The organism is Coleofasciculus sp. G2-EDA-02 (assembly GCF_040226375.1).
Lineage (GTDB): Bacteria > Cyanobacteriota > Cyanobacteriia > Cyanobacteriales > Coleofasciculaceae > Coleofasciculus.
The window spans coordinates 42,494-53,325 of record NZ_JAVKEW010000093.1 but is presented as its reverse complement, the minus strand read 5'-3'; the positions used below and the strand labels follow the sequence as shown (position 1 = coordinate 53,325).

The 10,832-nt window shown below is 47.9% G+C and carries 9 protein-coding genes and 2 pseudogenes; 4 read left to right on the top strand and 7 right to left on the bottom strand.

Annotated elements, in window-relative coordinates; translation table 11 throughout:
* The 4 genes and pseudogenes from RLO19_RS10225 to RLO19_RS10210 form a co-directional block, all read right to left on the bottom strand.
* A partial coding sequence (locus RLO19_RS10225; protein WP_446356073.1) for an RNA-guided endonuclease InsQ/TnpB family protein occupies positions 1 to 462 on the bottom strand: 462 nt, incomplete at its 3' end.
* Positions 463 to 553: 91 nt separating this feature from the next.
* Positions 554 to 1,484 (bottom strand): annotated as a pseudogene (locus RLO19_RS10220) (reverse transcriptase N-terminal domain-containing protein); the annotation flags it as partial.
* Positions 1,485 to 2,042: 558 nt separating this feature from the next.
* A pseudogene (locus tag RLO19_RS10215) lies at positions 2,043 to 2,603 on the bottom strand (RNA-guided endonuclease InsQ/TnpB family protein); the annotation flags it as partial.
* Between the two features lie 430 nt (positions 2,604 to 3,033).
* Complete coding sequence (locus tag RLO19_RS10210; RefSeq protein ID WP_446356069.1) at positions 3,034 to 5,484, bottom strand: heavy metal translocating P-type ATPase; 2,451 nt, start codon at positions 5,482 to 5,484, stop codon at positions 3,034 to 3,036.
* 145 nt (positions 5,485 to 5,629) lie between these two features.
* Between RLO19_RS10210 and RLO19_RS10205 the strand changes: the two genes are divergently transcribed.
* Positions 5,630 to 5,947, top strand: a complete 318-nt coding sequence (locus tag RLO19_RS10205; RefSeq protein WP_446356067.1) for a DUF3082 domain-containing protein — start codon at positions 5,630 to 5,632, stop codon at positions 5,945 to 5,947.
* Between the two features lie 141 nt (positions 5,948 to 6,088).
* Here the strand turns inward: RLO19_RS10205 and RLO19_RS10200 are convergent, their stop codons facing one another.
* From RLO19_RS10200 to RLO19_RS10190, 3 genes are read right to left on the bottom strand one after another with little or no spacing between them, the layout of a single operon-like run.
* Entirely contained in the window at positions 6,089 to 7,066 is a 978-nt protein-coding gene (locus tag RLO19_RS10200; RefSeq protein WP_446356066.1) for a cysteine synthase A, read from the bottom strand.
* Positions 7,067 to 7,095: 29 nt separating this feature from the next.
* Positions 7,096 to 7,359, bottom strand: coding sequence for a hypothetical protein (locus RLO19_RS10195; protein ID WP_446356064.1), 264 nt, complete (start codon positions 7,357 to 7,359; stop codon positions 7,096 to 7,098).
* A 50-nt stretch (positions 7,360 to 7,409) separates the two neighbouring features.
* Positions 7,410 to 8,048, bottom strand: a complete 639-nt coding sequence (locus tag RLO19_RS10190; RefSeq protein WP_446356062.1) for a peroxiredoxin — start codon at positions 8,046 to 8,048, stop codon at positions 7,410 to 7,412.
* Between the two features lie 226 nt (positions 8,049 to 8,274).
* Here RLO19_RS10190 and psbU point away from each other — a divergent pair, with 226 nt between their 5' ends.
* The 3 genes from psbU to nadB all read left to right on the top strand — a co-directional run bounded on the left by psbU (position 8,275) and on the right by nadB (position 10,612).
* On the top strand, positions 8,275 to 8,730 hold the full coding sequence (psbU, locus tag RLO19_RS10185) for a photosystem II complex extrinsic protein PsbU (RefSeq protein WP_446356060.1): 456 nt from the start codon (positions 8,275 to 8,277) through the stop codon (positions 8,728 to 8,730).
* Between the two features lie 123 nt (positions 8,731 to 8,853).
* Entirely contained in the window at positions 8,854 to 8,991 is a 138-nt protein-coding gene (locus tag RLO19_RS10180) for a hypothetical protein (RefSeq protein WP_446356058.1), read from the top strand.
* On the top strand, positions 8,933 to 10,612 hold the full coding sequence (gene nadB / locus RLO19_RS10175) for an L-aspartate oxidase (RefSeq protein ID WP_446356056.1): 1,680 nt from the start codon (positions 8,933 to 8,935) through the stop codon (positions 10,610 to 10,612). The genes RLO19_RS10180 and nadB overlap by 59 nt, the downstream gene beginning before the upstream one ends.
* The last annotated feature ends 220 nt before the right edge of the window (positions 10,613 to 10,832 follow it).

Below are 10,832 nucleotides of genomic sequence, written 5' to 3'. Positions count from 1 at the left end.
GCCCGTCTCCTTTAGGCACTTGGGGCAAGTTTGACTTGTGCCTGCGGCGGGTACTTTCTGGAAGTATTTGCCCCGCTTAACACAACATTGAGAAAGGATATCTAGGAATTGACCCCACCCCGCATCTAGGCAGTGCTTAGCCAAGAAGCCTCTAGATGGTGCCTTGAGGTTGAGCTGTTCAGCAAATATCATGTCAGCCCAATCACAAAGGTTATGGGCTAGCTCCCAATGGTAGTTTTTACGGGTATTGGCTATCCGCTCATGTAGTCGGCTTACTTTGACTTGTGCTTTAACGCGATTGTTTGACCCAAACCGTTTGTTAGATACCTTTTTTTGCAGCGATTTAAGCTTGCTTTCTAGTTGCTTAAACGGTTTTGGATTGGGGAACAATCGCCCATTAGACACAGCGGCAAAATGACTAATACCGACATCTATTCCTATTGATGTACCAGTCGGGTTGATTTCCGGTACAGGTAGAGTCGAGGGCGGGTATTATCCCGCGCCCCTCTCTGTTAGATCCGGACGTGCAGGTTTCCCTGCATCCGGCTCCCGACGTTCTGGGACAGCTCATGTGGTGGAGTTGATGACAGCTTTGGTGGACAGCTAGGAGGTTTTTACTCCTCCAGTTGTCGTGGTTTCCGTCTACATGGTGTAGATGTACTTTTTCCTCACTGGTCATTTTCATCCCACAGTATCCACACTTATGGTTTTGCCGTTTGAGGGCTTTAGAGGTAATACCGTCATAGAGCTTGCTGTTACGCTCACTCCAATAGGTTAAGTCTCCATCATAAGGTGATTTTTCACTTTTGACATTGATCCATTTGTTTTCGGAGTATGGAACGCTAGGGAACGCTTTGTTCAGCAATTTCTTGCTGGAGTGGCGATTCTTATTAGCTTCTTTATTGAACACCTTAAATGCTCTTTTCTGGATGAAGTATAGGGAGTGCCTAGACCCATCCATTTTGCAGAACCTATGGTAATTCCTCCATCCTCTAACCACTGGCGCTAATTTCTCAGCCTTTACATCCGTAACTCTTGGCGTGGAAAGTTGCCTCGTGTGCTGGTTCGAGGGCGAAGTATATAAGGCACTGCCATGCCCTGTCATCAATGGTTGGCACTTTGAGGATGCGTGTTTTCCCGTCCTTTTTCGGAATGGGTATTTCGCGTAGTCTCTGATGCTTCCAATTGGTTGCTTTTTCCTTGAGTTCAAGGCTTAGGGCTATTCTTTCCCGCATTGTGAGTGCGGTCTTGCCATCTATACCTGCTGTTTTCTTGCCAGCATTTAGTTGTGTCACTCGACGGACTGCCAGTAATCTGGCTGCTAAGGACTTCAGTACCAGCTTTTGCAAAGACCGCGCTTTACGCCTGTCTCCAACTCGGACTGCTTTATAGATTCGCTTTTGAAGGCGGAATAAATTACGGCGGTATTTCTTCCACGGTAATGTTTTCCAAAGTTCACTAGCATTGTTGCTGTGCCTAACCATACTCTTCTTTCGGTTTATCTACTCTGAACGCCTCAGACCAATTACGGTCTGTCCTACCCAACATTTGAGAGTTCCGCGTCCTGTCTCGCCTACTGAGGTTTCGACCTTTTCCTCAGACTCAAACGTTGTTTTTATTCGTTCCCTTTTCCCGATTGACTGACGACTTAGGACGGTTCATTTTGCCTACCCTCTTCTCCGGGTTGCTCTTGTCAGTAGAATAACAGAGCGAGAATTAGAGGGCGAAGTTCACATATTTTCCAGATTGTGACTTATGGATAAGACACTTTTCTAGAACCTGTTTATCCGTATCGTCTCCCCGTTAGCGCCAGTGTGCCTTATCTGCTTCAGCTCTGATTGCGCCCTATTCCCAGCTTCACTCTGTAAGATTCCAGGCTTACTCGGTGTGGGTAGATTGGGAGTCACATCACCCTAGATGGGCGGGACTTTAACCCGCATCAAGGAAAGAGTTATGAGTTACTTATGGGAGTGCCTTAGAAGCTTGTTTTCTTCTCCCTTTTACTCACCCTAGGCTATGAATTTCCCTAGGAACGAATCGCACTCTACTTTCCATTGCAAAGTTAATTGTACATACCAGCCGGATGTCCGTTTCACGACCCGCGCTTGTTTAATGAGGGCGTCGCCAGGTATTGGGCGGGATTGGTTGAATTTAACTAGCCCAATCTTAGGTAACTTGACATACTTACCATCAATAGGATCTGCTCCCATTGATGGAAACACGAATGACCTCATTCGACCTGCTTTCTTGTACCGTGGGAATCCCCGCCCATTCTTCCACATTCCCTCAAATGCTAACTGCAACCGCTTTAAAGTTTGCTGCAAGACTTGCGAGTGTACCTGCTTAAGTGCAGGAATATTCTTTTTAGCTTGGCTTAGTGCTACTGCTTGGGAATTGTAATTAGGCGCGGGTTGATCTGCTGGTATGATGTACTCGTGTTTAATCGAGCAAGCGTTTACCGGACTCTTACGAGAATTAACCCAATCTTTGCGCTCAGCTAAAGCATAATTGTATACCCTGCGGCATTGCTCTAGCCACTCTTCAAAAGTAGCTATCTGGGCGCTAGTTGGTTTCAGTTTAAACTCGTAAATTAAAGTAAACATTTGCTCGACCTCTGCAATGCTTTCTAACACTATACTACACTATTAGTTGAGTGTTGTCAGGATAGATTAGACTGGCGACTAAAGTAGAGACGCGCCATGGCGCGTCTCTACGCTGAACGCTTCGCTCGGTTTCATCCTCTGGTTAAAACGCAGAGGTTTTCACCATCGCTACCCTATAAAACTTTCTCAATGTGGCTATCACAACAATAGCTTGCTCTGGTTTTTATGATGGGGTGTACGGGCGAAGCATTTACCACTACCATTAATTCGTATTCTACTACATTGGCAAGGGTAATTTATGGGAACGGGCAACGGGGAACAGTGCAAAACGTTCTTGTCGGTTTGGTTTTGGGAACGAAACCCAACGCAAGGGGGTGAGCCTGTTGGGTAACGCTTACGCTCTACCCAACCGACAAAGGTGACATGCTCTCTACTGGTGAATCACCCCGGTGGAGTTCCAACCCCGACGCAATAGCAAAGAGTTACTGACGACAGTGACTGAACTAAATGCCATCAATGCGCCCGCTACAGCCGGATTGAGAGCGATACCAAATCCAGGTAACAGTACACCTGCCGCTACGGGAATACCCAAAGTGTTATATCCTAGAGCCCAGAAGAGATTTTGGCGAATTTTGTTAAAGGTAGCGCGAGAAAGTTTGATGGCTTTGACAATATCCATCAAGCCGCCAGCTTGGGGACTGGTAGCGCTAGGTTGCATGAGAATAATTCCCGCCGTTTCCCGGGCAACATCTGTTCCCGCTTGCAGGGCGATACCAACATCAGCTTGGGCTAAGGCTGGACCATCGTTAATTCCATCTCCAACCATGGCGATGCAGTTTCCCTGGGCTTGCAATTGTGCTATAGCGGCTGCTTTCCCATCGGGACGGATACCTGCCATAACATTGGCTGGATCAATGGCAAGCTGTTGTGCCACCCTTGTTGCGGCATCCAGTTGATCCCCGGTTAGCAGCATCACGCGCAGTCCCATCGCCTGTAGCTGTTCGACTGTTGTTTTAGCATCGGGTTTGGGTAAATCTGTTAAAGCAAGGAGTCCAGCCAATTCTCCATCCACGGCGATATACACCACGGTTTTACCCACAGCCGCTAAGTGTTGGGCTTGTGCTTGGGCGGTATCATTAATGGTCACACCTTGCTGACGTAACCAGTCTTCATTCCCCAGTAATACCCGTTGATTTTCGACGAGGGCAGATATTCCTAGTCCAGCTTCGGTATAAAAATCTTGGGCAGCTAATAGGGGGAGTTGTTGTTGTGCCGCCGCTGTACAAATCGCTTCTGCGAGGGGATGATTTGTGCCTCGTTCCGCTGCTGCGGCAAGTTGTAGAAGTGTTGAGTGTTGAGTGTTGATTGGAGATTGGGATAATTTCTCCTGTACACCTCCTGTGTACTCCTCATCTGCCCATTCCCTAATAGACAGACAATCGGTTACAGTGGGTTTTCCTTGGGTTAGAGTACCTGTTTTGTCAAAGACAATGGTATCGAGGCGATGGACTCGTTCTAAGATGTCACCTCCTTTAATCAATAAGCCCCGTTCTGCCCCTAGGCTGGTGCCGACTAGAATTGCTGTCGGGGTTGCTAATCCCAAGGCACAGGGACAGGCAATCACTAATACCGCGATCGCTAATTTTAAGCTCAATAGTAACGGTGATATTGAATCACCCATCAGCGAGTCTCCTTCCCCTAGCACCTGAGTCCAGATTTTTGTCCCAACCAGATCCCAAAACAGGAAGGTGAGGATGGCTATTGTCAATACTCCATAGGTAAAATATCCGGCGACTGTATCCGCTAAATTCTGCACCGGTGCTTTGCGCGTTTGCGCCTCTTCCACCAGGGCGACAATTTGCGCTAAGGTGGTTTCCTGTCCAATGCGCGTCGCTTGAATCGCGATCGCACCCGATTGATTCAATGTGCCAGCCGTAACCAGATCTCCGGGTTGCTTGAGGACAGGTAAGGGTTCCCCTGTCAACATTGACTCATCTACCGACGACTGACCCGCCATCACTTCGCCATCAACGGGTATTTTTTCTCCCGGCAAAACGCGCAACCACTCGCCCACACGAACTTGTTCCACAGGAATTTCGATGCCCACTTCTGTGGCGGCGGGTGTGGATTTACCAATTAACCGGGCTACCTTGGGCTTCAATGCCAATAATGATTCATAAGCAGCTGATGCCTGACGCCTTGCCCGTTGTTCCAAGGTACGCCCTAGCAGGATAAAGCCGAGTAACATCACGGGTTCATCAAAGAAGCATTCCCAGCCTAATTCAGGCAAGAAGAATGCCGCACAGCTAGCTGCATAAGCCGCCAAGGTTCCCAGTCCCACCAAGGTGTTCATATTCGGGGTTTGATGCCGCAATCCGCGCCAGCCATCGCTGATAATGGGACGTCCAGGTCCAAGGAGTGCTAAGGTTGCCAGTCCCCAGTGAAACCAGATCGTGCTAAACACAGGTAGCATTGGTCCATTAAACCAATGACCGATATGTCCGATGGTCGAGAGAATGACTAGAACACCCGCAATTATTAATTGCCGCAGTTGTTCCTTTGCCTGTTGTTCATGGCGTTGAGTCGGGGTGAGGTGTTCTTTTGAAGTTTCTCCTGCTTGGGAATAACGGGGTTGGGAGGGAAACCCTGTCGCGGTTAATTTTTCCGCTAGGGCGGCGGGATCAGCTTGACCGACTTCATACTCAACCACAGCCACTTCTGTAACCAAGTTGACCCGGGCAGCAATCACCCCAGGTTGCTGTTCTAGCTGTCGTTCCACCGCACTGACACAGCCTGCACATTTCATCCCGCCAACATCTAGCGTTATTTGCTCAACTGTTGAGGTGGGGATATCGACGGCTTTTTCTGGAGAAATTTGCATAGATGTTTTAGATACGGACTGGGGATGCCTGAAGGCTGAACTCTAGTAAATTCTCTTCAATGATAAGGATAATAAGGATAATTGGCTCGTGGCTGAACCCTCGGTGACATTCGTACTAAGATCAATGACAAAGGATATCAGACTCATGACGACTAATCCCGATAACCAACCCACGACTACCGATCAAACGTTACCGAGTCCCTGGCGCTGCTTGGCTTCAGCCTTGATATCGGGTTCCTTCGCGATCGCAGGTTACTGGCTGACGATGACAATTGCTCAAACTTTGGCGAATAAACCTCTACCCTCTGGGAATGTGACGGCGGTTAATATTGCGATCGCGGTTCGTACTTTAGTTGTTGGTATCAGTACTCTCGCCACGGCTGTCTTTAGTCTCGTGGCTGTTGGTTTAGTCGCTTTAGCCATCCAATTAACTGTGCAACGCTTCACTCAGGGGACAAAATGATATGATGTCCCGTGCAAAAAAGGTAGAAGAAAAAGAGTAATGCAGTAAGATTGACAAATCCATCAAAACCTGTATTTTGAATTGCCTTTTGCCATTGTAGAGACGTGCCATGGCGCGTCTCTACAGATTTATCATGTACTGTTAACTTTCAGGTAACAGCCCCTTTTGCGCCAACCACTCCCGATTATAAAGCCGCGATTGATAACGGGAACCGCTATCACAAAGCACCGTAACAATCCTGTGCCCAGGTCCGATTTCTTTGGCTAAAGCTACGGCGGCACCGACATTAATTCCTACAGAACCGCCCATGAACAAACCATCCTTTTCCAGCAGTTGATAAATCACCCGCACGGCTTCTTTGTCATCAATTTGAATGGCATCGTCAATGGGAACCCCTTGCATATTGGCGGTAATTCTGCTGTTACCAATCCCTTCCGTAATCGAATTACCCTCTGTAGTAATTTCCCCCGTCTTCACGTAACTGTACAACCCACTCCCCATGGGGTCAGCCACAATCGATTTAATTTGGGGATTTTTTTCTTTCAGGAACAGGGAAACCCCAGCGAATGTTCCCCCTGTCCCTGTCGCCGCCACCCAAGCATCAACGTTACCGTTGGTTTGTTGCCAAATTTCCGGTCCAGTGGTTTCGTAATGTGCCTGTCGATTCGCTAAATTATCAAACTGATTTGCCCAAATCGCATTTTCCATCTCTTCGGCAATTCGTCCAGATAGCTTAACGTAATTATTGGGGTCTTTATAGGGTACAGCCGGAACCGGACGCACTTGAGCACCTAGTGTCCTCAAAGCATCCATTTTCTCTTGGGATTGAGTTTCAGGAATGATAATTAGGCACTTATATCCCTTAGCATTACAAATATGCGCTAGACCAATACCCGTATTACCAGCGGTTCCCTCGACAACCGTACCACCGGGCTTGAGTAAACCTTTTTCTTCAGCATCTTGAATAATATAGAGGGCGGCGCGGTCTTTTACAGAACCGCCAGGATTAAGAAACTCAGCTTTTCCCAGGATTTCGCAGCCTGTTTCTTCGCTGAAGCTATTTAACCGAATTAGAGGTGTATTCCCTACTGTGCCGACAAAGCCGTCTTTAATATCCATTTGCTCAATTGAGTATTCTGCTCTAATTTTTAGGTTGACATTTCTCCCGGTTGGAAATATAGGGTAATGTCAAGTTTTATGTAGGGGCGGGTTTCACTGTTATGGTTTCTTACCTTACCCAGATGTAACTCGCGCCCGCCCCGATCAAGTGCAAGAATTAATTCCCCTATCTTCCCTATTTTTCCCTGTTCACCCAGAAGGGCGGGTTTAGTCAAGTTATTGGTTTGTGCCAAAACGTTATCAGTAAAACCCGCCCCTACAGGAGAAACTCCCCCTACTAAAAGACGTAGCATGCTACGTCTGGAACACACCCCATCTCCGAGAGGTTCCCCACCTTGAGTCTCTACTTGTTGGGTTGAGGGGTCATCCGCAGGTAAGGCTTGACTTCGGTGTAACCTTTGGGGAATTTTTCTTTTAAGACTTCGGGATCTTTGAGAGAGGGGACAATCACACAGTCATCCCCATCTTTCCAATTCACGGGGGTTGCCACCTGATGGTGATCCGTTAGCTGTAGGGAGTCAATCACCCGCAAGATTTCGTCAAAGTTGCGACCGGTGCTGGGAGGATAGGTGATAGTCAGGCGCAGTTTTTTCTGGGGATCAATGACGAAGACTGTGCGTACCGTAACACTAGCATTGGCGTTGGGATGAATCATGTCATACAGATCAGACACTTTTTTATCAGCATCTGCCAATACTGGGTAGTTGACGGTAGTATTCTGGGTTTCGTTAATGTCTTGAATCCAACCCTGATGAGAATCCGCATCGTCAACACTCAAGGCGATGACTTTAGCATTGCGCTTGTCGAATTCGGGTTTGAGCTTGGCAACCTCGCCTAACTCTGTGGTGCAAACGGGTGTATAGTCAGCTGGGTGGGAGAATAACACTACCCAGCTATCCCCAGCCCAGTCATAAAAATTGATTTCGCCTTCACTGGAGGATTGAGTGAAGTTGGGGACGGTATCGCCTAATCGCAGAGCCATAGCTAATTTCCTGATCTTTTCGTCAAAAGAGACAATTTTCAATTATCTCACAAAACCCCGATTTTCCGGTAGAGTTTTAGCTTTTTTCATAATTCTGGGGGGATGAGCGCCTAAACTCTTGAGGTAGAGCCAGATAAGATGAGAGGATAGACAACAAAAGTTAAAGTAATCGAAGAGGGGCAGTTCTGTCTTGGTCTTCAATGTGTATGAGTAAGGAGGAGAGTTAATGAAACGATTGGTTCGTGTGTTAGTGGTATGGGGACTGTTAGTGGGCTGCTGGGGATGGTTGGGTTTCTCCCAAAGCGCGATCGCAGCACCAATGTCCTGGACTCAGGGTGTGTCTTTGAGTAACGCGATCGAGAATGGATCACCGATGTTACTTGCCGAGACGACTCTACGCAATCCAGCCGATGCCAAACTGGAAACGGAGTTTGGTCAAAAGATTGATTTGAACAATACTCATATCCGAGCGTTTAGGCAGTATCGGGGGATGTTCCCGACGCTAGCGGCATTAATTATTCAGAATGCCCCCTACGACAATGTAGAGGAAGTGCTTGAGATTCCAGGATTGACTGAGCGGCAAAAACAGATCCTAAAAGATAACCTGGACAATTTTGCTGTGACTGAGACAGCGGACGTTTACAACGAAGGTGACGATCGCTTTAATCCTGGCGTCTACTAAACTCGGATAATTCAGAAAATTCCTAGTTCAACCCACTCCTGTTGGGGGTGGGTTATTTTTTACACATAAAGGCAGATGGTAGATGGTACAGGGATGACAACCTGTCCGGTGTAGAGACGCGCCATGGCGCGTCTCTACATTGCCCTTGGGGTGATGAAGATTCCCATGTCTGCTAAAGTATTTGACTATATTTGGACTAACTATGATTTCTGTTCCCGACAATTCTCAATCGCAGCCACTCCATCAACCGACCCAGTTTGATGTTGTCGTCGTAGGCGCTGGTGCGGCTGGACTTTATGCCGCCCTTTGTCTACCCGATACGTTAAATGTAGGACTGATTACCAAAGATACTCTATCCATCGGTGCCAGTGACTGGGCGCAGGGCGGTATTGCGGCGGCTATTGCCCCAGGAGATTCACCGACGTTGCATGTTGAGGATACACTTCGGGCAGGTGCAGGGCTTTGTGACGCTGATGCTGTCAAGTTTCTGGCTCAACAAGCGCCAGATCGGATTCGCTCGTTAGTGGAGATGGGGGTGACGTTTGATCGACGGGGGGAGCAGTTAGCGTTAACCTTAGAGGCGGCTCATTCTCGTCCCCGGGTTCTCCATGCAGCGGATACCACAGGGCGGGCGGTGGTGAGTACGCTGACTGCCTTAGTCTTGCGCCAAGCTAATATTACGGTGCTTGAGCAGGCGTTTGCCTTGTCTGTATGGCTCAATCCTGAGACGGGTCATTGTCAGGGGGTCCAACTCATGTATCAAGGTCAAATCAGTTGGATACGGGCGGGTGCGGTTGTCCTGGCTACGGGAGGCGGCGGTCAAGTTTTTGCCCAGACGACGAATCCCGATGTGAGTACCGGAGATGGAGTTGCGATCGCGTGGCGGGCGGGTGCGATTCTCAAAGATTTGGAATTTGTCCAATTTCATCCCACAGCTTTAACTAAACCGGGAGCGCCTCATTTTCTGATCAGCGAAGCGGTGCGGGGAGAAGGGGCGCATCTAGTGGATGATCACGGACACCGTTTTGCTTTTGAGTATCATCCCGATGGCGAACTCGCGCCCAGAGATGTGGTGAGTCGGGCGATTTATAGTCATTTACAGAAAACTAAGGCTGATCCAGCCTCCAGTCATGTCTATTTAGATTTGCGCCCCATTCCCGATGATCGCATTCGCCACCGATTTCCTAATATTATCCAGGTTTGTCAGCAATGGGGAATTGATGTATTTCGGGATATGATTCCTGTCACCCCCGCCGCCCATTATTGGATGGGGGGAATTGCTACAGATTTAATGACTTGTACCTCTATTCCTAATTTATATGCCGTGGGTGAAACGGCGAGTACGGGTGTTCACGGTGCGAATCGTCTAGCCAGTAATTCGTTATTGGAATGTATTGTATTTGGCGCTCAGTTAGGGGAATTAACACCCGATCAATCGGTCTTGAATCAGGAATCAGCTTCTATTTCTCCCTTAACCTTATCCGATGAAGCCACAAAAACGGATAAAATGCTGGCGATGCAAGATCAGTTAAAACGTTTAGTCTGGCAAAGTGCTGGGATTTGTCGATCTGCACAAACGCTAGAGCGTGCAATAAAGCAGGTGGAAGTCTGGCAGTCTGAATTTGCTACATTGCCTTTAAGCCAACAGTTACGGGATTTAACGCCACAGAAAATGGTTCAACTTGATGTCCCGAATGCCGATTACCTGGTGCGAACTTGGGGAGAAACATCTAACTTATTAGATGTAGCTTACTTAATTTTGAAAAGCGCCCTGTTTCGGACAGAAAGTCGCGGCGGACATTACCGCTTAGATTATCCCCAACCTGATCCGAATTGGCAAATGCATACCCTTGTACAAGGGGAGCGTTGGTGGAAAGGATAAAAGTCATTTGTTTATGTCATTTGTCATTCGTCATTCGTCATTCGTCATTCGTCATTCGTAGGGGCTCTCGCATTTGGGACGCTATCTTATGATACTTATCCACAATGTTTTCCCCAAATGCTTCGCCCGACTCCGGTAATATCGTTTATGGATAAATTTTGAATTTGTTAAGGTGGGTTTAGTTACATCTGGGTAGGGTGCAAAATGATAATAATCAAAC

Coding starts and splice junctions, on each gene's coding strand:
- psbU (WP_446356060.1), top strand. CDS start 8,275: ATGAAACGATTGGTTCGTGTGTTAGTGGTATGGGGACTGTTAGTGGGC.
- RLO19_RS10210 (WP_446356069.1), bottom strand. CDS start 5,484: ATGCAAATTTCTCCAGAAAAAGCCGTCGATATCCCCACCTCAACAGTT.
- RLO19_RS10205 (WP_446356067.1), top strand. CDS start 5,630: ATGACGACTAATCCCGATAACCAACCCACGACTACCGATCAAACGTTA.
- RLO19_RS10200 (WP_446356066.1), bottom strand. CDS start 7,066: ATGGATATTAAAGACGGCTTTGTCGGCACAGTAGGGAATACACCTCTA.
- RLO19_RS10180 (WP_446356058.1), top strand. CDS start 8,854: ATGGCGCGTCTCTACATTGCCCTTGGGGTGATGAAGATTCCCATGTCT.
- RLO19_RS10190 (WP_446356062.1), bottom strand. CDS start 8,048: ATGGCTCTGCGATTAGGCGATACCGTCCCCAACTTCACTCAATCCTCC.
- RLO19_RS10195 (WP_446356064.1), bottom strand. CDS start 7,359: ATGCTACGTCTTTTAGTAGGGGGAGTTTCTCCTGTAGGGGCGGGTTTT.
- nadB (WP_446356056.1), top strand. CDS start 8,933: ATGATTTCTGTTCCCGACAATTCTCAATCGCAGCCACTCCATCAACCG.